This is a genomic window from Pseudomonas bijieensis (assembly GCF_013347965.1).
GTDB classification, from domain to species: Bacteria; Pseudomonadota; Gammaproteobacteria; order Pseudomonadales; family Pseudomonadaceae; genus Aquipseudomonas; species Aquipseudomonas bijieensis.
In genome coordinates, this window is sequence record NZ_CP048810.1 from 5,206,974 (window position 1) to 5,231,380 (window position 24,407).

General features: G+C 61.7%; 23 protein-coding genes. 13 read left to right on the plus strand and 10 right to left on the minus strand.

The features are described 5' to 3' along the window. Window positions 1-580: 580 nt before the first annotated feature. The 5 genes from GN234_RS22925 to dksA form a co-directional block, all read right to left on the minus strand. Window positions 581-2,014 (minus strand): sigma-54-dependent transcriptional regulator, encoded by a 1,434-nt coding sequence (locus GN234_RS22925; RefSeq protein WP_116833466.1) that lies wholly within the window; start codon window positions 2,012-2,014, stop codon window positions 581-583. 22 nt (window positions 2,015-2,036) lie between these two features. Continuing rightward, window positions 2,037-4,991, minus strand: coding sequence for a sensor histidine kinase (locus GN234_RS22930; protein ID WP_163856611.1), 2,955 nt, complete (start codon window positions 4,989-4,991; stop codon window positions 2,037-2,039). Then, window positions 4,975-5,151, minus strand: a complete 177-nt coding sequence (locus GN234_RS22935; protein ID WP_003176118.1) for a hypothetical protein — start codon at window positions 5,149-5,151, stop codon at window positions 4,975-4,977. The genes GN234_RS22930 and GN234_RS22935 overlap by 17 nt, the downstream gene beginning before the upstream one ends. A gap of 77 nt (window positions 5,152-5,228) precedes the next feature. Further along, window positions 5,229-6,116: a tRNA glutamyl-Q(34) synthetase GluQRS gene (gene gluQRS / locus GN234_RS22940; protein WP_176689124.1), complete on the minus strand. Its 888-nt coding sequence runs from the start codon at window positions 6,114-6,116 to the stop codon at window positions 5,229-5,231. A gap of 155 nt (window positions 6,117-6,271) precedes the next feature. After that, window positions 6,272-6,715, minus strand: a complete 444-nt coding sequence (gene dksA / locus GN234_RS22945) for an RNA polymerase-binding protein DksA (RefSeq protein WP_109756347.1) — start codon at window positions 6,713-6,715, stop codon at window positions 6,272-6,274. Between the two features lie 350 nt (window positions 6,716-7,065). Here dksA and GN234_RS22950 point away from each other — a divergent pair, with 350 nt between their 5' ends. After that, a complete protein-coding gene (locus GN234_RS22950; protein WP_109756346.1) occupies window positions 7,066-8,238 on the plus strand; it encodes a pyridoxal phosphate-dependent aminotransferase in 1,173 nt (390 codons plus the stop codon). Further along, window positions 8,238-8,993 carry a DNA/RNA nuclease SfsA gene (gene sfsA, locus GN234_RS22955; RefSeq protein WP_163856620.1) on the plus strand — a complete coding sequence of 252 codons (756 nt, stop codon included), beginning with the start codon at window positions 8,238-8,240 and terminating at the stop codon, window positions 8,991-8,993. The genes GN234_RS22950 and sfsA overlap by 1 nt, the downstream gene beginning before the upstream one ends. Here sfsA and GN234_RS22960 read toward each other — a convergent pair. Next, window positions 8,949-9,266, minus strand: coding sequence for a Rieske (2Fe-2S) protein (locus GN234_RS22960; protein ID WP_109756344.1), 318 nt, complete (start codon window positions 9,264-9,266; stop codon window positions 8,949-8,951). The two genes, sfsA and GN234_RS22960, sit on opposite strands and share 45 nt — an antisense overlap. A gap of 194 nt (window positions 9,267-9,460) precedes the next feature. Between GN234_RS22960 and GN234_RS22965 the strand changes: the two genes are divergently transcribed. Genes GN234_RS22965 through GN234_RS22980 form a run of 4 tightly spaced genes read left to right on the plus strand, consistent with a single transcriptional unit; the run spans window position 9,461 to window position 13,011 of the window. Further along, window positions 9,461-10,339 (plus strand): heme/hemin ABC transporter substrate-binding protein, encoded by an 879-nt coding sequence (locus GN234_RS22965; protein ID WP_176689125.1) that lies wholly within the window; start codon window positions 9,461-9,463, stop codon window positions 10,337-10,339. Between the two features lie 50 nt (window positions 10,340-10,389). Then, the gene (locus GN234_RS22970; protein WP_162893923.1) at window positions 10,390-11,373 is read left to right on the plus strand and encodes a FecCD family ABC transporter permease; all 984 of its coding nucleotides are present in this window, start codon (window positions 10,390-10,392) and stop codon (window positions 11,371-11,373) included. Next, window positions 11,373-12,140, plus strand: a complete 768-nt coding sequence (locus GN234_RS22975) for a heme ABC transporter ATP-binding protein (RefSeq protein ID WP_109756341.1) — start codon at window positions 11,373-11,375, stop codon at window positions 12,138-12,140. The genes GN234_RS22970 and GN234_RS22975 overlap by 1 nt, the downstream gene beginning before the upstream one ends. A gap of 22 nt (window positions 12,141-12,162) precedes the next feature. Continuing rightward, a complete protein-coding gene (locus tag GN234_RS22980) occupies window positions 12,163-13,011 on the plus strand; it encodes a ChaN family lipoprotein (protein WP_176689126.1) in 849 nt (282 codons plus the stop codon). Between the two features lie 240 nt (window positions 13,012-13,251). Here GN234_RS22980 and GN234_RS22985 read toward each other — a convergent pair whose 3' ends face one another. The 3 genes from GN234_RS22985 to GN234_RS22995 all read right to left on the minus strand — a co-directional run bounded on the left by GN234_RS22985 (window position 13,252) and on the right by GN234_RS22995 (window position 15,746). Further along, window positions 13,252-13,524, minus strand: coding sequence for a TfoX/Sxy family protein (locus tag GN234_RS22985; RefSeq protein ID WP_003205623.1), 273 nt, complete (start codon window positions 13,522-13,524; stop codon window positions 13,252-13,254). A gap of 232 nt (window positions 13,525-13,756) precedes the next feature. Further along, entirely contained in the window at window positions 13,757-14,098 is a 342-nt protein-coding gene (locus GN234_RS22990) for a pentapeptide repeat-containing protein (protein ID WP_063324353.1), read from the minus strand. 91 nt (window positions 14,099-14,189) lie between these two features. Further along, window positions 14,190-15,746: a bifunctional aminoglycoside phosphotransferase/ATP-binding protein gene (locus GN234_RS22995; protein ID WP_176689127.1), complete on the minus strand. Its 1,557-nt coding sequence runs from the start codon at window positions 15,744-15,746 to the stop codon at window positions 14,190-14,192. Window positions 15,747-15,862: 116 nt separating this feature from the next. Here GN234_RS22995 and mrcB point away from each other — a divergent pair, with 116 nt between their 5' ends. From mrcB to GN234_RS23010, 3 genes are read left to right on the plus strand one after another with little or no spacing between them, the layout of a single operon-like run. After that, complete coding sequence (mrcB, locus tag GN234_RS23000) at window positions 15,863-18,181, plus strand: penicillin-binding protein 1B (RefSeq protein WP_109756338.1); 2,319 nt, start codon at window positions 15,863-15,865, stop codon at window positions 18,179-18,181. A 16-nt stretch (window positions 18,182-18,197) separates the two neighbouring features. After that, a complete protein-coding gene (locus GN234_RS23005; protein WP_176689128.1) occupies window positions 18,198-18,917 on the plus strand; it encodes a hypothetical protein in 720 nt (239 codons plus the stop codon). Next, window positions 18,917-19,246 carry a YqcC family protein gene (locus GN234_RS23010; protein WP_116833458.1) on the plus strand — a complete coding sequence of 110 codons (330 nt, stop codon included), beginning with the start codon at window positions 18,917-18,919 and terminating at the stop codon, window positions 19,244-19,246. The genes GN234_RS23005 and GN234_RS23010 overlap by 1 nt, the downstream gene beginning before the upstream one ends. Before the next feature lie 6 nt (window positions 19,247-19,252). Here the strand turns inward: GN234_RS23010 and GN234_RS23015 are convergent, their stop codons facing one another. After that, window positions 19,253-19,675: a DUF4124 domain-containing protein gene (locus GN234_RS23015; protein WP_162893865.1), complete on the minus strand. Its 423-nt coding sequence runs from the start codon at window positions 19,673-19,675 to the stop codon at window positions 19,253-19,255. 401 nt (window positions 19,676-20,076) lie between these two features. Here GN234_RS23015 and GN234_RS23020 point away from each other — a divergent pair, with 401 nt between their 5' ends. The 4 genes from GN234_RS23020 to pssA all read left to right on the plus strand — a co-directional run bounded on the left by GN234_RS23020 (window position 20,077) and on the right by pssA (window position 24,347). Continuing rightward, window positions 20,077-21,801: an acetolactate synthase 3 large subunit gene (locus GN234_RS23020; protein WP_116834279.1), complete on the plus strand. Its 1,725-nt coding sequence runs from the start codon at window positions 20,077-20,079 to the stop codon at window positions 21,799-21,801. Between the two features lie 2 nt (window positions 21,802-21,803). Further along, the gene (gene ilvN, locus GN234_RS23025; protein WP_003205610.1) at window positions 21,804-22,295 is read left to right on the plus strand and encodes an acetolactate synthase small subunit; all 492 of its coding nucleotides are present in this window, start codon (window positions 21,804-21,806) and stop codon (window positions 22,293-22,295) included. A 45-nt stretch (window positions 22,296-22,340) separates the two neighbouring features. Beyond that, on the plus strand, window positions 22,341-23,357 hold the full coding sequence (gene ilvC / locus GN234_RS23030) for a ketol-acid reductoisomerase (protein WP_109756335.1): 1,017 nt from the start codon (window positions 22,341-22,343) through the stop codon (window positions 23,355-23,357). A 144-nt stretch (window positions 23,358-23,501) separates the two neighbouring features. Then, on the plus strand, window positions 23,502-24,347 hold the full coding sequence (gene pssA, locus GN234_RS23035; RefSeq protein WP_053125264.1) for a CDP-diacylglycerol--serine O-phosphatidyltransferase: 846 nt from the start codon (window positions 23,502-23,504) through the stop codon (window positions 24,345-24,347). Window positions 24,348-24,407 lie beyond the last annotated feature (60 nt).

The window sequence follows — 24,407 nt, forward strand, 5'->3', positions numbered from 1 at the left end:
GGCTACGGGAGAGTGGAACGACAGAAACCACAAGGGGAGCCGAAGCTCCCCCAGAATTAGTTGCGTGCTCTGTTTTTATTATTGGTTTCGGGCTTCTTGTTTTTGTTGAGTGCCCGCGCCACGAGGTTTTCCCTTCGTGACCCTCCCAATCGGGAGTCAAGAGCAAACGGATTGCTTTGGTCGCTGTGTTGCAGTGATCTGTCGATCCAACCAGTTCAGGCACCTGTCTTGAGACAGTTTTTATTGTTCTCGGCCTGGTTGTGGGGCAAGCCCCAAATACAACGCCTCTCCAAAAGAATCAGTTAGCTGCGCCTCTCGCCGTCTTGTTTTTATTGTGCGTGAGTCGATTCGTCTTATTTTTATTGTCTTTTGCATTGCTTGTTATTGTTCTTGTACCAAAGCTATAGCAGGGTGCGTGCCAACTTTTGCGAAACCCAGCGAAACCGGGGGTTCTATGGTTATAGCCATTTTCCCGGGGCGAAAAAAAGCCGGGGTTTCGTTACCGTAAACCCCGGCTTCTGTTACGTGAAAAAGACTGGGGTAACAGTTTTTTCACATTCAGAGGTGTTACCCCCACACCTCAGCTTTCGCTGGTCGCCCCGGTCTTGCGCCGTGGAATCCCCAGGCGCTGGCGACGTTCCCACAGGCACTTGCGGCTGACGCCCAGCTTGCGTGCCAGTTCGGTCTCGGTCATGTGGTCCTGGTGCTCGAGCACGAAGTGCTGGAAGTAGTCTTCCAGGGACAGGTCTTCAGTGGGTTCGTGGCTGGTGTTGTTGGCGGCGCCGCCCTGTTGCGGGGCCAGGCCGATGAATTCTTCGTCGTCCAGGTCACTCAGCTCGATGTCGATGCCCAGCAGGTCGGCGGAGATTTCCGGGCTCTCGCACAGAATCACTGCCCGCTCGACTGCGTTTTCCAGCTCTCGAACGTTACCCGGCCAGGCGTAGTGACGAATGGCTTGTTCGGCGTCCGGGGCGAACTTGAGGTCGGTGCGGTTGACCCGCGCACTCTGGCGGGCCAGGAACGCCTGGGCGATTTCATTGACGTCCGCGCCACGCTCGCGCAGGGGAGGCAGCTTCAAGGCGATGACGTGCAAGCGATAATACAAGTCTTCACGGAACTGGCCGATCTTGGCCAGGCTCTTGAGGTCTCGGTGGGTGGCCGCGATCAGGCGGACGTCGACCTTTTGCGACTGCACCGAGCCGACCCGGCGGATTTCGCCTTCCTGAAGGACCCGCAGCAATCGCGCCTGGGCTTCCAGTGGCAGTTCGCCGATTTCATCGAGGAATAACGTGCCGCCGTCCGCCGCTTCCACCAGCCCGGCGCGTCCGGCGCTGGCGCCGGTGAACGCGCCTTTTTCGTGACCGAACAGTTCGGACTCGATCAGGCTTTCCGGAATCGCCGCGCAGTTCACCGAGATCATCGGCGCCTTGGCCCGGCGTGACAGATTGTGCAGGGCCCGGGCCACCAGTTCCTTGCCGGTACCGGATTCGCCCTGGATCAGGACATTGGAATCGGTGGGCGCCACTTTGCGGATCTTGCCGTACAAGTCCTGCATGGGCGGGCAGGAACCGATGATGCCGATTTCGCCATTGCTGTTGCTGGCGCCGGCTTTCGCCGAGGCGCTGGCCTTGCCGACGGGTTCCGCCGGGTTGCTGGTCGCCGCCTGTCGGTCGCGCAGGATGCGGGCCACGGCCTGGAGCATCTCGTCGTGGTCGAACGGCTTGGCGATGTAGTCCACCGCGCCCATTTTCATGGAGTCGACCGCCGAGCGCAGGCTGGCGTAACTGGTCATGATCAGCACGGGGGTGCCCTGGCCGAGCTTGATCAGCTCGGTACCCGGGGCGCCAGGCAGGCGCAGGTCGCTGACGATCAGGTCAAACGTGGGAATGCTGAAACGCTCTTGTGCTTCCTGCACTGAACCGGCTTCGCTGACCTGGTACTGGTTGCGTTCCAGCAGGCGGCGCAAGGCGGAGCGGATAATTGTTTCGTCTTCGACGATCAAAATGTGCGGCATTGATTCGATTCTCTCGACGGTCTCAGTTCACAGCGGACGTCGCTTCGACATGACGCGGCAAGGTCACCCGGATACGGGTGCCGCGTTGGCTTTGTACATCGGCCGGGCTGTCGATGGTGATTTGTCCATAATGCTCTTCAACGATGGAATAGACCAGTGCGAGGCCCAGACCGGTGCCTTCGCCAGGATCCTTGGTGGTGAAGAAGGGTTCGAACAATCGGTCCATGATGTTCTGTGGGATTCCGCTGCCTTCGTCTTCGACGATCAGGTCGACCGTGTGTTCGAAGGCTTCGCTCTTGACCCGCACCGCGCTGCCGGCCGGTGAGGCGTCCCGCGCGTTGGATAGCAGGTTGATCAACACCTGGGCGAGCCGCTGGGGGTCGCCATCGACCCAATGTTCCGGGTCGCACAGGTTGAAGAATTGCACTTCGAAATTGCGCCGGTTCAGCGCCAGCAGACCAATGGCATCCTGGGCCACTTCGGCCAGACAGACGGGCTCGTCATTGTGCTGGTGACCGCCGGCATGGGCGAAGCTCATCAGCGACTGGACGATACGCGACACGCGCTTGGTCTGTTCGAGGATCTGGCCGCTGATTTCCGTCAGCTCGCCGTCGTCCTCGCGCTCTTCGCGCAGGTTCTGCGCCAGGCAGGCGATGCCGGTGATCGGGTTGCCGATCTCGTGGGCCACCCCGGCGGCCAGCCGGCCGATGCTTGCCAGCCGTTCGGAATGCACCAGCTTGTCTTCAAGCATCTGCGTGTCGGTGAGGTCTTCCACCAGCAGCACCAGGCCGCTGTTACCGGGTGCCAACGGCTCGTCGATGGCCGCCTTGTGCAGGTTCAGCCAACGGGTCTGGCCGTCGAGGGCCAGGTGCTGTTTGTGCAAGTGCTCGTCCGGCAGGTCGATGAAGCCTTGCAGCAAGCCTTTCCACGGTTCGCCCAAGGTGCTCAGGCGCGAACCGACCACGCGCTGGGCGGCGATCCCGGTCAGTTCTTCCATGGCTTTGTTCCACATCAGGATTTCCTGGTCCTTGGCCAGGGAGCACACGCCCATCGGCAGTTCCTGCAAGGTCTGGCGGTGGTAACGGCGCAAGGCGTCCAGTTCGGCGGCCAGGCCCGTGAGGCGCGAGTGGTAATCCTCGAGGCGGCTTTCGATGAAGTGGATGTCTTCGGTGACATAGTTTTCGCCGCCGGCCTTGTAGGGCAGGAACGTCTCGACCATGTCCTGGGCCACGCTGGGGCCCATCAGGCCGGACAGGTTGGCTTCGATCCGGTCCCGCAGGCGACGCAAGGCATACGGGCGGCGTTCATCGAAGGGCAGGTAGAGGTCGCGCAGGGCCTGTTCGACTTCCTTTTGCGCGGCCTTGGCGCCCAGAGGCTTGGCCAGTTGCGTGGCGAATTCCTGGGGCGAGGCGGCGTGCAGCTCGCGTCGCTGCGGGCGGCGGACGTTGTCCACCGCACAGGCTTCGGCGGCGCTGGCCTCTTCGCTGCTGGCGTTGGTGAACAGTGAGATCAGGGTGAACATCAGCACGTTCGCCGCCAGGGAGGCGATGGCCGCCATATGCCAACTGGTGTCGTCGAGCACATAGATCATATTCAACAGCGGAATATAGAAGCCCTGCAGGTTGCCCATCAGTGGCAACAGCATCGCCACCAGCCACACCAGGATCCCGGCCAACAGGCCGGCGATGAACCCGCGGCGGTTGGCGGTTGGCCAATACAGCACCGACAACACGCCTGGCAGGAACTGCAAGGTAGCGACGAAGGCGACGATGCCCAGGTTGGCCAGGTCCTGTCCGTCACCCAGCATCAGGTAGAAGCCATAGCCGGCCATGATGATCGCGACGATCAGCGCCCGACGCGTCCATTTCAGCCAGCGATAGATATTGCCTTCGGCCGGTGGCTGGTAGAGCGGCAGCACCAGGTGGTTGAGAGCCATGCCCGACAGGGCCAGCGTAGTGACGATGATCAGGCCGCTGGCCGCCGAGAGGCCGCCGACGTAGGCCAGCAGCGCCAGGGCCTTGCTGTTGGCGGCGATGCCGATGCCGAGGGTGAAGTATTCCGGATTGGTGCTGGCGCCCAGTTTCAAGCCGGCCCAGAGGATCAGCGGTACCGCCAGGCTCATCAGCAGCAGGAACAGCGGCAAGCCCCAGCTCGCGCTCACCAGCGAGCGCGGGTTGAGGTTTTCGGTAAAGGTCATGTGGTACATGTGCGGCATCACGATGGCCGATGCGAAGAACACCAGCAACAGCGTGCGCCACGGGCCTTCCTGCAAGGGCGTGTGCAGGGCGGCGAGGGCGGTCTGGTTCTGCAGCAGCCACAACTCAAGCTGCTGCGGGCCATCGAACACGCCGTACAAGGCATAGAGCCCGACGCCGCCAATGGCGATCAGCTTGATCACCGATTCGAAGGCGATGGCGAACACCAGGCCTTCGTGCTTTTCCCGCGTGGCAATGTGCCGGGAGCCGAAGAAAATCGTGAACAGGATGATCAGCGCACAGAAGCTCAACGCCACCCGGTGCTGTACCGGCTCGCGGGTCAGGATGCTGATGGAGTCGGCCACGGCCTGGATTTGCAGGGCCAGCAGTGGCAACACCCCGACCAGCATGAAGATCGTGGTCAGCGCACCGGCCCAGGTGCTGCGAAAACGAAAGGCGAACAGGTCGGCCAGCGACGACAGTTGGTAGGTGCGGGTGATTTTCAGGATCGGGTAGAGCAACACCGGCGCCAGCAGGAACGCGCCCGATACACCGAGGTAACTGGAGAGGAAACCATAGCCGTACTGGTAGGCCAGCCCGACCGTGCCATAGAACGCCCATGCGCTGGCATAGACACCCAGCGACAGGGTGTAGGTCAGCGGGTGGCGGATGATCGCGCGGGGGATCATGCCTCGTTCGCTGATCCAGGCGACACCGAACAGCACGGCCAGGTAGGCGGCGCTGATCAGGATCATCTGGGTCAGGCTAAAGCTCATCGGCATCTTTTTGGCTCTGCAAGATGAAGGTCACGACAATCAGGATCAGCCAGAGCAGGTAAGGCCGATACCAGGCACCCGTGGCATCGATCCACCAATCCATGATGGCCGGGGAGAACAGATAAATCCCCACTACCAGGAGCAGGACCAAGCGATAGATATACATCCCGGCCTCTCTAATTTATGCGCGTGCCCGAAAACGTGCGGCGATGGTAACGGATGGGCGCCAAGCTGCAAGGGCCGTCAACGTATTTGCGCTTCGGGCAGGCTCAGTGTGCGCGGGATCTTGCCCGCGTCCCAGTGGCCAATGCCCCAGGCCAGCAGTTCCCGTGGGCTGGCATCGACCAGTTCGAGGCCCGGTTGCTGGCCCAGCGCGCGCAACGCCCGTAACAGCAGCGGTGTGGCCTGGTCGGCCGCCAGGGGCGGTGAACGATAGGATTTGCCCAGCTTGTGCCCGTCGGGCTGGGTGATCAACGGCACGTGCAGGTAACGCGGTTGTGGCAATCCGAGCAGTTCTTGCAGGTAGAGCTGGCGTGGTGTGGAGTCCAGCAGGTCGGCACCGCGCACGATATCGGTTACCCCCTGCCAGGCGTCGTCCAGGACCACGGCCAGTTGATAGGCGTAGAGCCCGTCGCGGCGGCGGATCACGAAATCGCCGACCTCACGGCCCAGGTGCTGGCGGAACTCGCCCTGGACCCGGTCGGTAAAGTGATATTCAAGTTCGGGGACGCGCAGGCGGATGGCGGCGTCCTCGGTGTCGTGCCCGGCGTTGCGGCACAGTCCCGGATAAATGCCCTGGTACGGCTCCAGTTGTTTGCGCGAACAGGTGCAGGCGTAGGCCAGGCCCTGGCTGAACAGCCGGTTGATGACCTGGTCATAGGCAGCATGGCGCTCGCTCTGGCGGACCATTTCGCCGTCCCACTCAAACCCGTAGCTTTCCAGCGCCTTGAGAATCGCTGCTTGTGCGCCCGGTTCCTCCCGGGGTGGGTCGAGGTCCTCCATGCGCAGCAGCCAGCGCCCGCCCACGGCCCGGGCATCCAGGTACGACGCCAGGGCGGCGACCAGCGAGCCGAAATGCAAGTGGCCGCTGGGGGTGGGGGCGAAGCGGCCGATGTAGGGGGTGATAGTCATAGGGGAATATTACTAGCTTGGATCTGGCAGAGGCGCATTTGTGGGAGCGAGCAAGCCCGCTCCCACAGGATGTCGCAAGGTTCAGGATGGTGGTCAGGTGCCAGAAACAAAAAACGGAGCGTATGAACGCTCCGTTTTTGTAACAGCCCCGGCGATTACTTGCCGACCTGTTTTTCCTTGATTTCCGCCAGGGTCTTGCAGTCGATGCACAGGTCGGCGGTCGGGCGGGCTTCCAGGCGACGAATGCCGATCTCGATGCCGCAGGACTCACACCAACCGTATTCTTCGTCTTCGATCAGTTGCAGGGTCTTGTCGATTTTCTTGATGAGCTTGCGTTCGCGATCACGGGCGCGCAGTTCGAGGCTGAACTCCTCTTCCTGACTGGCACGGTCGGCCGGGTCCGGGAAGTTGGCCGCTTCGTCTTTCATGTGATCCACGGTGCGGTCGACTTCCTGCATCAAGTCCTGTTTCCACTTGTTCAGGATCTTGGTGAAGTGCGCGCGCATGGGGGCGCCCATGTACTCTTCGCCAGCTTGCGGGACGTAAGGCTCAAACCCGCTGAGCGTGTTATTTGGGTTTTGCTTTGCTTGGGTGGGCATGAATGGACCGCCTCTACTCTTGTAATCCACTACGCAGGATTGCTCCATCACCGACACCTGCCGGCCCTGCGGCTGCAAGCGGGCGAACTTACCAGATCAAATCGGGCCGCGCTACTCCCGGTTGTCGAGCCTGCGGCGGCCGGGGTCTGTAGAACGTGGCTGGGTTCGCTTCGGTGGGGATGTAAACCTGCTCAATGCTTGATTCTAGTCAAGCCTGGGCCAATCGCGGGAGTCATTTCCTGCAATTCACGGCCTCAGACCGCTTTCGGTTCGCGCTCGTTCCCGCAGTTGTTTCTGACTTGGCGGGAGAGTTGGGTAGAATCGGTTCTTTTTTTCCTGAAGGAAGGCCAATGGCTCAGCCCTACAGTGCGCGCAGCCGCGCCATCGAACCTTTCCATGTGATGGCGCTGCTGGCCCGTGCCAACGAGCTGCAGGCCGCCGGGCATGACGTCATCCACCTGGAGATAGGCGAGCCGGACTTCACCACCGCCGAGCCGATCATCCAGGCCGGTCAGGCTGCGCTGGCGGCGGGCAAGACCCGCTACACCGCGGCCCGCGGCATTCCCGAGCTGCGCGAGGCCATCGCCGGTTTCTACGATCAGCGCTATGGGGTGGAGATTGATCCGCGACGCATCCTCGTGACCCCAGGCGGATCCGGCGCGTTGTTGCTGGCCAGCGCCTTGCTGGTGGACCCTGGCAAGCATTGGCTGCTGGCCGACCCCGGTTATCCGTGCAACCGTCATTTCCTGCGCCTGGTCGAAGGTGCGGCGCAATTGGTGCCCGTGGGGCCGGAAGTGCGTTACCAATTGACGCCGGACCTGGTGAACCGGCATTGGGATCAGGACAGCGTCGGTGCGTTGGTGGCCTCGCCGGCCAACCCGACCGGGACGATTCTCACTCGGGACGAACTGGCGGGGTTGTCCAAGGCCATCAAGGGCCACAACGGTCATCTGGTGGTGGACGAGATCTATCACGGCCTGACCTACGGCACCGATGCCGCCAGCGTGCTGGAAGTCGACGACGAGGCCTTTGTCCTCAACAGTTTCTCCAAGTATTTCGGCATGACCGGTTGGCGGCTTGGCTGGCTGGTGGCCCCGTCGGCGGCCGTCGGCGAGCTGGAAAAGCTCGCGCAGAATCTCTACATCAGTGCGCCGAGCATGGCCCAGTACGCCGCCCTGGCCTGTTTCGAACCCGCGACCATCGAGATCTTCGAGCAGCGGCGGGCCGAGTTCGCCCTGCGCCGTGACTTTCTACTGCCGGCCTTGCGTGAATTGGGCTTCGGTATCGCGGTGGAGCCGGAAGGGGCGTTCTACCTGTATGCCGACATCAGCGCGTTCGGCGGCGATGCCTTTGCGTTCTGCCAGCACTTCCTGGAAACCGAACACGTGGCTTTCACGCCGGGGTTGGATTTTGGCCGCCATCAGGCCGGCCATCATGTGCGTTTCGCCTACACCCAGAGCCTGCCGCGGCTCCAGGAAGCCGTGGCGCGAATCGAACGTGGACTACGGAGTTGGCAAGGCTGATGCATTTTTCTCCTGCGTTGGAAGAAGGTCGCTTGATTCGGCGTTACAAGCGTTTTCTTGCGGATATCGAGACCGTTCACGGCGAACTGCTCACCATTCACTGCCCGAACACCGGCTCGATGCTCAATTGCATGGCGCAAGGCGCGCGCGTCTGGTTCAGTCGCTCCAGCGACCCCAAGCGCAAGTTGCCCGGCACCTGGGAAATCGGCGAAACCCCTCAGGGGCGACTCGCTTGCATCAATACCGCGCGGGCCAACGCCTTGGTCGAAGAAGCCTTGCGCGCTGGGGTCATCAGCGAACTGAACGGGTTTACCGGGCTCAAGCGTGAAGTGGCTTATGGTGTGGAAAACAGCCGAATCGATTTTCGCCTGGACTACGATCGAGGCTCGGCCTGGGTCGAAGTCAAAAGCGTCACACTGGGTTTCGATGGCACCAACGTTGCGGCGTTTCCCGATGCGGTGACACTGCGCGGCGCCAAGCACCTGAGGGAACTCGCCTGCCTGGCCCGGGAAGGCGTGCGGGCGGTGCAACTGTATTGTGTGAACCTGAGCGGCATCGAAGCGGTGCGCCCGGCACAGGAAATCGACCCGGTGTACGCCGCTGCCCTGCGTGACGCGGTGGCGGCGGGTGTGGAGGTGCTGGCCTATGGGGTCACGCTGACGCCCGAGCAGATGTGGGTCGACCGCGCGTTGCCGGTGTTGCTCGAGCCGCTAGAGCTGGACCCAGATGCCATGCTCGTCCTCCCGGCTGTCTAGGGCCGCCAGGAACTGGCCGGCGCAGGGCCCGGCCACGCATTCACCGCTTTCGATCAGGAACAGCGCGCCGTGAGTGGCGCACTGGATCAGGCTGGCGCTGGGGTCGAGAAACTGGTCGGGTTGCCATTCCAGCGGCACGCCACGGTGCGGGCAGCGGTTGAGATAGGCATACACCTGGCCGGAGCGCCGCACGGCCAGCACCTTGCGCCCATCCAGATCGAAACCGCGACTGCCGTTGTCGGGCACTTCGGCGGCGGTACAAAGAAACTTCATGGGTATCTCTATATTTGTGTTGAAAAGTCCCCTGTGGGAGCGAGCCTGCTCGCTCCCACAGAGGTTCATGCCACAGATGTCTATGCTTGACGGTCAAATGAAAACAATTATCAAATGGCGCCATCTTTCGCAGATGGGGGAGGATACTTGGCCATGCCCGCTCCTGCGAAAAACTTCTTTGAGGACGCTGCCTGATGCGCCTGAACATCCGCTTTGTTGCGCTCTGTGTCGCACTGTTGATCAACCAGGGGGCCCGCGCGGACGAATTGCCGCAACGTTGGGTCAGCGCCGGTGGCGCGTTGTCGGAGTGGGTCAGTGCGTTGGGGGGCGAGTCGAAGCTGGTGGGCGTGGACACCACCAGCCAGCATCCCGAATCCTTGCGGGCCCTGCCCAGTATCGGCTATCAACGACAGCTGTCGGCGGAGGGGGTGTTGAGCCTGCGTCCGCAGATCCTGGTGGGCACCGAAGAAATGGGGCCGCCGCCGGTGCTGGCTCAGATTCGCAACGCAGGCGTGCAGGTCGAACTGTTCTCGGCCACGCCTGATCTGCCGACCCTCCAGGGCAATTTACGGCACTTGGGGCAGTTGCTAGGGAGTGAAGCCCAGGCCGCGCAGTTGTTCCACGGTTATCAACAACAGCTTGACCAGCAAACCGCCCGGGTGCGCGAAGTCCAGCTCAAGCAAAAGGCTCCCGGCGTGTTGCTGCTGGTGGGAAGTTCCGGCGGCAAGTTAATGGTGGCCGGCAAGGACACCGCCGCTGACTGGCTGTTGCAGCAGGCCGGGGGCCGCAACCTGGCGACCCACGGTGGCTACAAGTCTTTTTCCGTGGAGAGCCTGGCCGGCCTGAATCCTGAAGTGCTGGTCTTTGCCGACCGTGCCTTGAGCGGCGAAGAAGCGCGCGCGGCGCTGTTCAAGGAAAACCCGATTCTGTCCTCGACTCGAGCCGCCAGGGATGGGCGCGTCATGGAGCTCGACCCGACGCTCTTGGTGGGCGGGTTGGGTCCGCGGTTGCCACAAAGCGTGGAGAAACTGACGGCAGGGTTCTATCCGGCTGTGTCGGCCAGGGCGCCATGACTTCGTTGGTCAAGCCACGCACCTTGTTCATCGGCCTGAGCCTGTTGTGTCTGCTGGCGACCTGGTTGTCCCTGGCCCTGGGGCCGGTGAGCTTGCCGCTGCTCGACACCTTGCGCGCCGCCGCGCGCCTGCTGGGTTTGCCGGTGGCTGCCGATGGCCTGGAACAGGCCGAACTGATCCTCGGCCAGATCCGTTTGCCGCGCACCTTGCTGGGGTTGGCGGTGGGCGGGGTGTTGGCATTGTCCGGTGTGGCGATGCAGGGGCTGTTTCGCAACCCATTGGCCGACCCGGGGCTGGTGGGCGTTTCCAGCGGTGCGGCACTGGGCGCCGCGTTCGCCATTGTCGGTGGCTCGGCGCTGGGTGGGTTGCCCGAAGCCTTTGGCCCCTACGTGTTGTCGTTGTGCGCATTCCTCGGCGGGCTTGGCGTTACGGCGCTGGTCTATCGTCTGGGGCGACGTAATGGCCAGACCCATGTCGCGACCATGCTCCTGGCCGGTATTGCCCTGACCGCACTGTCCGGTTCGGCCGTCGGCCTGTTCACCTACCTGGCGGACGACGCGACCCTGCGCACCCTGACGTTCTGGAACCTGGGCAGTCTCAACGGCGCCAGCTATGCGAGGTTGTGGCCGCTGTTGCTGGTCAGCTTTGGTGTGGCGCTCTGGTTGCCTCGGCGGGCCCGGGCGCTCAATGCGCTGTTGCTGGGGGAGTCCGAAGCGGCCCATTTGGGCGTCGACGTCGAAGGCCTCAAGCGTGAACTGGTGTTTTGTACGGCGATGGGGGTTGGCGCGGCGGTGGCGGCGGCGGGCATGATCGGTTTTGTTGGGCTGGTGGTGCCACATCTGGTGCGACTGGTGGCCGGCCCTGACCACCGTGTGTTGTTGCCCGCCTCTGTGTTGGCGGGTGCCAGCCTGTTGCTGTTCGCCGATTTGGTGGCGCGCCTGGCACTGGCCCCTGCGGAATTGCCGATCGGCATTGTCACGGCCTTCATCGGGGCACCGTTCTTCCTTTATCTATTGGTGCGAGGGCGCGCCTGATGCTGCGAGCGCAGAACCTGCACATTCAGCGTGGCCGGAAAACCGTGCTGGCGGACATCGATCTGCTGCTCAACCCCGGCGAAGTGCTCGGTGTGCTCGGGCCCAACGGTGCGGGCAAAAGTACCTTGCTGGCGGGCCTGTGCGGCGAATTGCGCCCGGCCCAGGGGCAGGTCTGGCTCGATGACCGGCCACTGGCCCAGTGGCACGGTGCCGAGCGTGCCCGTCGCCTGGCGGTGTTGCCGCAGTCCTCGACCCTGGATTTTGCCTTCCGTGTCGAGGAAGTCGTCGGCATGGGGCGCCTGCCGCACCAGAGTGGTCGGCTGCGCGACGAACAAATCGTCGCCGAGGCGCTGCAAGCGGCAGATGCTGCGCATCTGCACGGTCGCAGTTACCTGGCGTTGTCCGGCGGCGAGCGTCAGCGGGTGCATCTGGCGCGGGTGTTGGCGCAGTTGTGGCCGGGTGAGGCGGGGCAGACCCTATTGCTGGACGAGCCGACCTCGATGCTCGACCCGCTGCATCAGCACACCATCCTCCAGGCGGTGCGTGAATTCGCCAGTCGCGGCGCCGCCGTGCTGGTGATCCTGCATGACCTGAACCTGGCGGCGCGTTACTGTGATCGCCTGTTGCTGCTCGCGTCCGGTCGCCCAGTGGCCCTGGACACGCCCCGGCATGTGCTGCGCCCGGAACCGCTCAAGGCGGTGTTTGGCCTGGACGTGTTGGTGCAAGACCATCCGGAGCGCGGGCATCCATTGATCATTGCCCGTTGAGGGCACCCTTGAGGATACCGACGTGCGCCTGCTCCTGATTCTGGCATTGAGTGTACTGACGGCGTGCCAGAGCATCGCACCGCCCCCGCTTGGCGGACGAATCCGTGATTTGCACAATGGCCAGGCCGTGACTCCCCAGGCGTTGATCGAACGCCTGGCAAAGGCGCCTCGGGTGGTGATGGGAGAACGGCACGACAATCGCGATCACCATGCACTGCAGGTATGGCTGCTCCAGGCTTTGGCCGGACAGCGGGCCCAGGGCAGCCTGTTGCTGGAAATGCTCACCCCCTCCCAACAGCCACGCGTCGATTCGGTCCGCCAGTTACCCGCCTTGCCAACGGACCTGCCCGACGCGCTGGCCTGGTCGCCCGGCTGGGATTGGAGCCTGTACGGGCCCGTGGTCGAGTTTGCCCTGGCGCAACGTTATCCGTTGCTGGCCGCCAATCTGGACGCCGCCGAGATCCAGCGTTTCTATCGAAACCCACCCACCTTGATGGGCGCTCGCTCCAATGCGGCCACAGTCAAGGACGAGTTGTTGGGGCAGATCCGTGAATCCCACTGCGGTTTGCTGCCGGAGTCGCAAATGCCAGCGATGCTGGCTGTGCAGCAACAGCGTGACCGCCGCATGGCCGAACGCCTGCTGCAAGCGCCGACACCGGCATTGTTGTTCGCCGGTGCCTGGCATGCTCGAAAGGATGTCGGTGTGCCGCTGCATGCAGTGGATCTTGGTGCCAGCGAGGCACCGATCGTCCTGATGCTGGCCGAGGAGGGCAGTGACGTAACGTCGGCCATGGCGGATTACGTGTGGTACACGCCGGCCATGCCACCACAGGATTACTGCGCGCAGATGCGTGAACACGCCGGAAAATGATCTTCTACAGGTGATTTTTCTACAGGCAAAAAAAGACCCGGCAAAAGCCGGGTCAAATAACCGTGATTAGCCTGATGAGGAGATATCTGAGAGTCCGAACCAAGGGCTGTTCAAATATCGACCAGTCTCGCGACCGGATGTGGTAATCATAGCGATTCTCATTACCATGTCAAACATTGTTTTTCGATTCGCGAAAATAACCTGGTCGGTTATGGCGCCATTCGACAAAACAAGAGGCAGTCAGGCTTTATGACGCGTCGAAATGGCGTCCAGCTGCTTGTTCAGGGCTTCCTTGCGTTCGGCGGGGATGTCGTTCCAGTGCACATCCATCAATGCGCCTTCGATGGCGTACAGCAACACCTTGGATGCCCGGAAGCCGCGCGTGCGCACGGCCCGATAAGCGTCCACCGCACCAAGCCGGCGTAAATCCGAGGCGCTGTGAATGCCGACGGCGTGCAGCCACTGGGCTGATGTCTTGCCCAGATTCTTCAGGTGTTGCAGTTCATCATTCATCGAGCCTCCTTGCGACGGCCGACTGGTGCATTGGGCAAGCTTCTGAGCAGTGTAGCGGTCAGTAGGAAAAGCGTGATTCTTTGGTGGGATTCGATGCAAAAGCTTCTAATGCATTACGCACGATAGGGGGAGCGTGCGGCACGGTGCATCGTCCAGCGCGGGCGGGGGCGCTGGAGCTCAGTTCGGACTGTGGTGGGTTTGCCGCATGTCGGCTTACCCGGTTTCCACCGTATCAGCGGGTGCGATAGCGCAGGCGGGTGCCGAAGTTCATCGACATCAGGATCTCGTCCGCAGACAGTTCGGGCGGGAAGTAGGCGCCGGATATTTGCGCGTGGGCCAGGCTCGCGCCTTCCAGTGACGACTTGCGAAAATCGATGCCACGCAAATCGGCGGAGCGGAAGTAGGCGTCGCTGAAGTCAACGTCGTCCGCGTTCAGTTCCCGCAGATCGAGGCCTCGAAAGTCGCCGCCGCGCATGTCGACCGGACCTTGTGGGCGTTCGCTGTTGAACCCGGCGATATCGTCTTTGCGCAGCAAGGCATAAAGCGGGGTATTGAGAAGCTTGGGAAGGCTCATTTCATATCACCTGTTGGTTTTATGACGCCAGTATAGTGCCACTATTTGGTGGCCGTGAAGCCGGGCATCGCTTCACGGCCCAAATAGTTACCTACAGGCCGGGCAGGCGCTGACGGATTTGCGCGACCACGACGTCGAGCGTGCCGCTTTCATTGGTTTGGACTCGTTTGCTGCAGAGGATTTCCGCCGGAGTAAGGGCTTCACGGCTGGACTGTTGGGCAGCAATGACCGCCAGGTTCGCATCGGAAGGGTCGTTCTGGTCGGCCTGGCGCTGGGCCAGCCGGCTTTCGATGACCGCTTGCGGTGCGTCGCAGTCGAGGATCAGGAACGGGGCGCCGGTGGCCTCGGCGATTTTCGCCGCGGCGTCGCGCTGATCGTGCTTGAGGTAAGTGGCATCGATCACCACCGGGAAGCCGGCGCGCAGGATCACCGCGGCGATTTCATGCAGGCGAGCGTAGGTGGCGTTGCTGGCGTCGTTGTTATAAATGCCGGCCTGTGGGGCGTTGGGCACCTGTTGCTGGCCGAACAGGCGCTTGCGCTCTACATCCGAACGCAGGCGAATGGCGCCCAGCGCCTCTACCAGACGCATCGCGACATGGCTTTTGCCGACGGCCGAAACGCCGTGGGTGATGGCCAGGAAGCGCGAAGGAATGGTGCTGTAGCTTTCGGCCAGGTTGGCGTAGTTGCGGTACTGGCGCAGGGTGGTGGCGCGCTGCACCGGATCGGCTTCGGCGGGCATGCTGAACAGCGCGACTTTTGCCCGGACAAGGGCGCGATAGGCTTTATAGAAATTCAGCAACTCCAGGCCCTGGTAGTCACCGGTCAGTTCCAGGTACTGGCTGACGAAGCGCCGCGCCAGCGACTTGAGGCCGCGGTCCTCCAGGTCCATCGCCAGGAACGCGGTGTCGGCGTAGACGTCGGTGAAGCGGAACGGTTCGTTGAACTCGATGCAGTCGAAGATCACCACCTTGCCGTCGATCACGGTGGCGTTGCCCAGGTGGATATCGCCGTGGCATTCGCGGATGAAACCTTCGGCCTTGCGTTGGGTGAACAACGGCTTGAGGCGTTCGAAACTGGTCTCGGCCCAGGCTTGCAGCGCTTCGAGTTGCAGCAGGTCGGCCTTGTCGTTGAGGAATGGGCGGATCTGTTCGAAGTTCTGCAGCACCGGAGCCATCACGCTTTGCGGGGTGCCGGCGTCGTTCTCGGCGGGTACCTTGGGCGTGGAGAGGTGGAATTGGGCGATTTGCGCGGCCATCTCATCGATGTGCGTGGTGGTCAGTTCGCCGTTGGCTTGCAGCGTGCTGAGCAGTTGGCTCTGGGGGAACTGGCGCATTTTCAGGGCGTATTCGATGGCTGGGCCGTCGCCACCCAGTTGCGGCGCTTCGGCGCTGCCGGTAATCGGCAGGACGTCCAGGTACAGGTCCTGGGTCAGGCGCTGGTTCAGGCGCAACTCCTCGCCACAGAAATGTTTGCGCGCCTCGAGGCTGGTGAAGTCGAGGAAACCGAAGTTGACCGGCTTCTTGAATTTGTAGGCGTAGGGCCCGGTGAGCAATACCCAGGAAATGTGGGTCTCGATGACCTGGAACCCTTCGACGGGATGCGGGTAGAGGGCCGGGTTTTGCAGGGCAGCGATCAGGGATTGGCTCACGGGCGGTCCTTCAGAGACTGGAAAATTCAAGGCCGTCATTATGGCCGTAAGCGACGTTAACGCAAACCTCGTCGGGCTCATGTTGAACCGCGGCAAAGTGCGTATAATCCGCCGCCATGACTCGTACCCGATCCCCCCGTACCCCCAAGAAACCACCCGCCAGCCGCCTGCGGCCCTGGCTGGGCTGGGCCCTTAAACTCAGCCTCGTGGGCCTCGTCGTGCTCGCCGGTTTTGCGGTCTACCTCGATGCCGTGGTCCAGGAGAAATTCTCCGGCAAGCGCTGGACCATTCCGGCCAAGGTCTATGCCCGGCCATTGGAGCTGTTCGTCGGACAAAAGCTGAGCAAGGATGATTTCCTGACCGAGCTCGATGCCTTGGGGTATCGCCGTGAAAGCGTGGCCAATGGCCCGGGTGCGGCCTCGGTCAATGGCAATACCATCGATCTCAACACCCGTGGCTTCCAGTTCTATGAGGGCATGGAGCAGGCGCAACCGGTGCGGGTGCGTTTTTCCGGCGATTATGTCGCTGCACTGACCGGCGCCAACAATGCGAGCCTGTCGGTGGTGCGCCTCGAACCGCTGCTCATTGGTGGCTTGTACCCCAAGAACCTCGAAGACCGGATCCTGATCAAGATCGACCAGGTGCCGCCGTTCCTGCTCGATACGCTGATCGCCGTCGAAGACCGCGACTTCTATCATCACTTCGGCGTCTCGCCCAAGTCGATTGCCCGGGCCGTCTGGGTCAACACATCCTCGGGGCATATGCGCCAGGGCGGCAGTACCCTGACCCAACAGTTGGTCAAGAACTTCTATCTGACCAACGAGCGCAGCCTGACCCGCAAGCTCACCGAAGCCATGATGGCGCTGTTGCTGGAGCTGCATTACGACAAGCAGGAGATCCTGGAGGCCTACCTCAACGAGGTATTTATCGGCCAGGACGGTCAACGAGCGGTGCACGGTTTCGGCCTTGCCAGCCAGTTCTTCTTCAGCCAGCCACTGTCCGAGCTCAAGCTGCACCAGGTAGCGTTGCTGGTGGGCATGGTCAAGGGGCCGTCTTCCTACAATCCGCGGCGTAATCCGGAGCGTGCCCTCGAGCGGCGCAACCTGGTGCTCGACCTGCTGCAACAGCAAGGCGTGGCGACCGCCGAGCAAGTCGAAGCGGCGAAAAAGATGCCATTGGGCGTGACCAAGCGTGGCAGCCTGGCGGACAGTTCCTTCCCCGGCTTCATGGACCTGGTCAAGCGTCAGTTGCGCGAAGACTATCGCGACGAAGACTTGACCGAAGAAGGCCTGCGCATCTTCACCAGTTTCGACCCGATCCTGCAGATGAAGGCCGAAGCCTCGGTCGAAGACACCTTCAAGCGGCTGGGCGGGCGCAAGGGCGCTGACGAAGTCGAAGCAGCCATGGTGGTGACCAACCCGGAAACCGGCGAAGTGCAGGCCATGATTGGTAGTCGCCAGGCCAGTTTCGCCGGTTTCAACCGGGCCCTGGACGCGGTGCGCCCGATTGGCTCGCTGATCAAGCCGGCGGTTTACCTCACCGCCCTGGAAAAACCGAGCCAGTACACGCTGACCAGTTGGCTGTCGGACGAGACGTTCTCGGTCAAGGGCGCGGATGGCCAGGTCTGGAAACCGCAGAACTATGATCGTCGTTCCCACGGCACGGTGTTCCTGTACCAGGGCCTGGCGCATTCCTACAACCTGTCGACGGCTCGCCTCGGGTTGGAGGTCGGCGTGCCGAACGTACTCAAGACCCTGGCGCGCCTGGGGGTGAGTCGCGAGTTCCCGGCGTTCCCATCGATGCTGTTGGGGGCTGGCGGCCTTACGCCGATCGAGGTGGCGGCCATGTACCAGACGCTGGCCAACGGCGGTTTCAATACACCGATGCGCGGGATCCGCAGCGTGCTGACCGCCGATGGCGAGCCGCTCAAGCGTTATCCGTTCCAGATCCAGCAGCGTTTCGATCCGGCCTCCATTTATCTGATCCAGAGCGCCATGCAGCGGGTCATGCGCGAAGGGACCGGCAGTTCGGTCTATAACGTGTTGCCCCGGACCCTGAACCTGGCGGGCAAGACTGGTACCAGTAACGATTCGCGCGACAGTTGGTTCGCCGGCTTCAGCCAGGATCTGCTGGCGGTGGTCTGGCTCGGCCGTGATGACAACGGCAAGACCCCATTCACCGGTGCCACCGGTGCGTTGCAGGTCTGGACCAGTTTCATGCGCAAGGCCGACCCGTTGCCGCTGGACATGCCGCAACCGGACAATATCGTTCAGGCCTGGGTCGATTCGCGCACGGGACAAGGCTCAGATGCCAATTGCCCGGGCGCCGTGCAGATGCCGTATATTCGCGGCAGCGAGCCGCCACCCGGTGCTGCCTGTGGCGGCACGAATCCCGCCGAATCGGTGATGGATTGGGTCAAGGACTGGATGAATTAAGCAAAGAGGGTTTCAAGTGAACAAGTGGTTGATTCCAGCGGTAACGGCCGTGGCTTTGCTCAGTGGTTGCTCTACCGTACAGCGCGGTTCGATTCCGGTCGTAGACTCCGGCACCGCTGTTTCCAACAGTGAGCGGATCTCGGCCAACGGCGGTTTCCGGCAAACGACGGTGAAGCGGCCGGCGCAGGGCCAGGTCCAGGCAATTCCCCAGGGCGACACCGGTGTCGTCGTGATGGTGCCCGGTGGTGGCGCGACGACCTCGGCGCCGATCAGCAGCACGCCGATCACGCCGGGCCCGATTACCCCGGGCCCTATCGAGACTTCGCCGATCGATCAGGGCAGCTACAGCATGCCTTCGACGCCGAGCAGCATCCCGTCGGCGGGCGCCGGTGGGTTGTCCGCCGATGAGCAACTGGACGGCCCGGTGTTGGCCTTGCTGACCACGGCGCAACAGCAACAGGCCGGAGGTGACCTCAACGGTGCCTCCTCCAGCCTGGAACGTGCCCAGCGTGTGGCGCCGCGCGAACCCCAGGTTCTGTATCGCCTGGCCCAGGTGCGCATGGCCCAGGGCGATGCGCCGCAAGCCGAACAACTGGCCCGGCGTGGCCTGACATTCTCCAGCGGTCGTCCGGCGCTTCAGGCCAGCTTGTGGGAATTGATCGCCCAGGCTCGTGAGAAACAAGGCGATTCCGCTGGCGCGGCGTTGGCCCGTCAGAAGGCCAAGGTTTCGCTCTGATGGATACGCGTTTTCCCCAGATCGCCGATCAGTTGTTGCTGATCGAGCGGGAACTGCGTGTCCAGGGCTGGTGGAGCGACGTTTCGCCTTCGGCGCAAGCGTTGGCCAGTGTCGAGCCGTTTGCGGTCGACACCCTGGACTTCGAGCAATGGCTGCAATGGATTTTCCTGCCGCGGATGAAAACCATCCTGGAAAATGACCTGCCGCTGCCCAACGCCTCGGGCATCCTGGCCATGGCTGAAATGGTCTATGCCCAGCGGCCAGGGCAGGGCGTGGCGCTGCAGCGGCTGTTGGCGCAGTTCGATCAGATGATCAGTAACGTCGGCTGACCGACGTTACTGGCAGTGCTCCTCGATCTGCTTGCTGGTTTCATCGATGCGCTGGCGCCGCTCTTCGTCAGTGAGGCGGCGCATTTCCCCCTCTACGTCCTCGCGAACCCTCGGGTTGTTTTGCAACTGCGCCAGGTTGGTCCTGGCCTGTTCGCAAAATGCCTTGAGCTGGGCTTCCTGCTCGGCAATCTGTTTCTTGACCTCTTTATCGATCGCTTTCTGGTCACCAATGGGCCCACCGGAAGGCGGTGCAGGCGGTTTGGTGACGGACGGTGAGGACTTGATCACGGTGGTGGCCTCGGTGCCTTCGGGCGGCTGGGCGCCGAAGTGGGTAACGCCCTGGGCGTCTACCCATTTGTAGACCTGGCCGGCCATGCACATCGGGCTCAGGCCAACCAGCAGGCTGGCCGTCAGGAAGATCATTCGCATGCTGTTTCCTTGTCATGGGTTGCGCAATTGAAGCTAACACAGTTGCCGTTTAAAGGTTTTTTCTTGCGTTCTCATGCGCTTACTTCGAATAAAGCACATTGACGACTTGACTTGCAGAAGGCGAAACAGAAGAATCCAAAGTCCGCTGTAGAGGGACTGCCAGAAGCAGACCCACTCGGCAGATCATGAGGCGCACATCCGCGCCGACCTGTTACACCCGCAACGCGTTACCTCGCGCTGGGTGGGAAAGGCCCGCAACACTTGGGACGATCCCAATACTTGCTCAGTCAGTGCTGACGTAGTCGGCGACCACCGTCGCTCATGCTCTGCCGAGAAGTAAACCTATTAAGACCCGTCCCCTCTTTGTGGGTCGGTATTCTGGCGTTTTAGAGGTGAACAACGTGGAGCTTTTATCTGGCGGTGAGATGCTCGTCCGCTTTTTGCGTGACGAAGGCGTCAAATATATCTACGGGTACCCCGGCGGTGCTCTTCTTCATGTCTATGATGCCCTGTTCAAAGAACCGGAAGTGACCCACATCCTGGTTCGTCACGAGCAGGCGGCCACCCATATGGCTGACGGTTATGCCCGTGCTACCGGCAAGGCCGGCGTGGTATTGGTGACTTCCGGTCCAGGCGCCACGAACGCCATCACCGGTATCGCCACCGCGTACATGGACTCCATCCCGATGGTGATCATCTCCGGCCAGGTGCCTAGCACCATGGTCGGCACCGATGCGTTCCAGGAAACCGACATGATCGGCATCTCCCGGCCGATCGTGAAGCACAGCTTCATGATCAAGCACGCGTCGGAAATCCCGGAGGTCATGAAGAAAGCTTTCTACCTGGCTGAATCCGGTCGTCCGGGCCCGGTCGTGGTCGATGTCCCGAAAGACATGACCAACCCGGCCGAGAAGTTCGAATACATCTTCCCGAAAAAAGCCAAGCTGCGTTCCTACAGCCCCGCGGTCCGTGGTCACTCCGGGCAAATCCGCAAGGCAGCCGAAATGCTGCTGGCGGCCAAGCGTCCTGTGCTGTACTCCGGTGGTGGCGTGATCCTCGGCGGTGGCTCCGCGCCGCTGACCGAGCTGGCGAAAATGCTCAACCTGCCGGTCACCAATACACTGATGGGCCTGGGCGCGTTCCCGGGCAGCGACCGTCAGTTCATCGGTATGCTCGGCATGCACGGCAGCTACACCGCCAACCTGGCGATGCACCACGCCGATGTGATCCTGGCGGTCGGCGCGCGTTTCGACGACCGTGTCATCAACGGCGCGGCGAAATTCTGCCCGAATGCCAAGATCATCCACATCGACATCGACCCGGCTTCCATCTCCAAGACCATCAAGGCAGACGTGCCGATTGTCGGTCCGGTAGAGAGTGTGCTGACTGAAATGGTCGCCATTCTCAAGGAAATCGGCGAGGTTCCGAACAAGGATTCCGTGGCCAGCTGGTGGAAGCAGGTCGATGAATGGCGCGGCGATCGTGGCCTGTTCCCTTACGACAAGGGCGACGGCAGTGTGATCAAGCCGCAGACCGTGATCGAAACCCTGTGCGAAGTGACCAAGGGCGATGCCTTTGTGACCTCCGACGTGGGCCAGCACCAGATGTTCGCCGCGCAGTACTACAAGTTCGACAAACCCAATCGCTGGATCAACTCCGGCGGCCTGGGCACCATGGGCTTCGGTTTCCCGGCGGCCATGGGCATCAAGTTGAGCTTTCCGGATGCCGACGTCGCCTGCGTCACCGGCGAGGGCAGTATCCAGATGAACATCCAGGAACTGTCCACCTGCCTGCAATACGGCTTGCCGGTGAAGATCGTGATCCTGAACAACGGTGTGTTGGGCATGGTTCGCCAGTGGCAGGACATGAGCTACGGCAGCCGTCACTCGCACTCCTACATGGAATCGCTGCCTGATTTCGTCAAGCTGGCGGAGGCCTATGGTCACGTTGGCGTGCGCATCACCGAATCGAAGGATTTGAAGTCGAAGATGGAGGAGGCGTTCGCCATGAAGGATCGCCTGGTGGTGATCGATATTGCGGTCGACACCAGCGAGCACGTCTACCCGATGCAGATCAAAGACGGCTCCATGCGCGATATGTGGCTGAGCAAGACGGAGCGTACCTAATCATGCGACATATTATTTCCTTGCTTCTGGAAAACGAACCGGGTGCGCTGTCTCGTGTTGTAGGCCTGTTCTCGCAGCGTAACTACAACATCGAAAGCCTGACCGTGGCGCCAACCGAAGACCCGACCCTGTCGCGTCTGACGCTGACCACCGTAGGGCACGATGAAATCATCGAGCAGATCACCAAGAACCTGAACAAGCTGATCGAGGTGGTCAAGCTGGTGGACCTGTCGGAAAGCGCTCACATCGAGCGTGAGCTGATGCTGGTCAAGGTCAAGGCCACCGGCGCCCAGCGCGCCGAGATCAAACGTACTACCGATATTTATCGTGGGCAGATCGTCGATGTCAGCGCCAGCGTCTATACCGTTCAGTTGACCGGTACCAGCGACAAGCTCGACAGCTTCATTCAATCGATCGGTACTGCCTCGATTCTGGAAACCGTACGCAGTGGCGTCACCGGGATTGCCCGTGGCGACAAAGTACTGAGCATCTAAACCAAATTAGCGAATGGCCTGAACGGCCGGATATAGGGGAATTTCATGAAAGTTTTCTACGATAAAGACTGCGACCTGTCGATCATCCAGGGCAAGAAAGTCGCCATCATCGGCTATGGCTCCCAAGGTCACGCCCAGGCGTGCAACCTGAAGGACTCTGGCGTTGACGTGACCGTCGGCTTGCGTAAAGGCTCGGCCACCGTTGCCAAGGCTGAGGCCCATGGCCTGAAAGTCGCTGACGTGGCTTCTGCCGTTGCCGCCGCCGACCTGGTGATGATCCTGACCCCAGACGAGTTCCAAGGCGCGTTGTACAAGAACGAAATCGAGCCGAACATCAAGAAAGGCGCGACCCTGGCCTTCTCCCACGGCTTCTCGATCCACTACAACCAGGTTGTTCCGCGTTCCGACCTCGACGTGATCATGATCGCGCCGAAGGCCCCGGGCCACACCGTGCGTTCCGAGTTCGTGAAGGGCGGCGGTATCCCTGACCTGATCGCGATCTATCAGGATGCGTCCGGCAACGCCAAGAACGTGGCCCTGTCCTACGCCGCTGGCGTGGGTGGCGGTCGTACCGGCATCATCGAAACCACCTTCAAGGACGAAACCGAAACCGACCTGTTCGGCGAGCAAGCCGTTCTGTGTGGCGGTACCGTCGAGCTGGTCAAGGCCGGTTTCGAAACCCTGGTTGAAGCTGGCTACGCGCCAGAAATGGCCTACTTCGAATGCCTGCACGAACTGAAGCTGATCGTTGACCTCATGTACGAAGGCGGCATCGCCAACATGAACTACTCGATCTCCAACAACGCCGAGTACGGCGAGTACGTGACTGGCCCGGAAGTCATCAACGCCGAGTCCCGCCAGGCCATGCGCAACGCCCTGAAACGTATTCAGGACGGCGAATACGCCAAGATGTTCATCAGCGAAGGCGCCACCGGCTATCCTTCGATGACCGCCAAGCGTCGCAATAACGCCGCCCATGGCATCGAAATCATCGGCGAGCAACTGCGCTCGATGATGCCGTGGATCAGCGCCAACAAGATCGTCGACAAAACCAAGAACTAAGTCGCGAGCTTGATCGAAAAACGCGGCCTTGGCCGCGTTTTTTCGTTTGGGCGGTGGCTTCTGGTATAAAGCTGCATCGTTTGCGGCCGAACCGTCGACCCAGACATCTGTCGAATTTTTTCACACCGTTGCAAGGTATTGTCCATGAGCGAACGTCCCGACGAGCCAAACCAGGCTCCTGACGCCGAAAGCCTGTTGCCCATCGATGAGCACATCGAAGAAGGCCATGACGCTGAAGGCCGTAAGGTCCGGCATCGTGGCATCTATCTGCTGCCGAACCTGTTCACCACCGCGAACCTGTTCGCCGGCTTCTATTCCATCATCAGCTCCATGAGTGCCCAGGCCGCCTTGAGCGCCGGCGATAGCGCAGGGGCGAGCCGCTACTTCGCGTTCGCCGCCATCGCGATCTTCGTCGCCATGGTGCTCGATGGCCTGGACGGGCGTGTCGCCCGCATGACCAATACCCAGAGCGCGTTCGGTGCCGAGTACGATTCGCTGTCCGACATGGTCGCTTTTGGCGTGGCTCCCGCCTTGCTGGCATTTGGCTGGGCGCTGGGGGACATGGGCAAGGTCGGCTGGATGGTCGCCTTTATCTACGTGGCAGGTGCGGCGTTGCGCCTGGCGCGTTTCAACACGCAAGTAGGCAAGGCTGACAAGCGCTACTTCATTGGCCTGGCCAGTCCGGCTGCGGCCGGTGTCGTGGCCGGTGTCGTCTGGGCATTCAGCGACTACGGCATCCAGGGTTCGAAGATGTCGTTCCTGGTGGCGTTGCTGGTTGCGGCGGCCGGGATGCTGATGGTCAGCAACATCAAGTACAACAGCTTCAAGGAGTTGGATCTGAAGGGCCGTGTGCCGTTCGTTGCGATTCTGGCGGTGGTGCTGGTATTTGCCGTGGTGTTCAGTGACCCGCCGCGTATCCTGCTGCTGGTGTTCCTTGCCTATGCCGCTTCCGGCCCGGTGCAGTACTTGCTGCGTCTTCGTCGACGCTAAACGTTGCCTTAATGTAATTTCCCCCATACTCCGCAGTCTATTGGTGCATCTGCCCTCCAA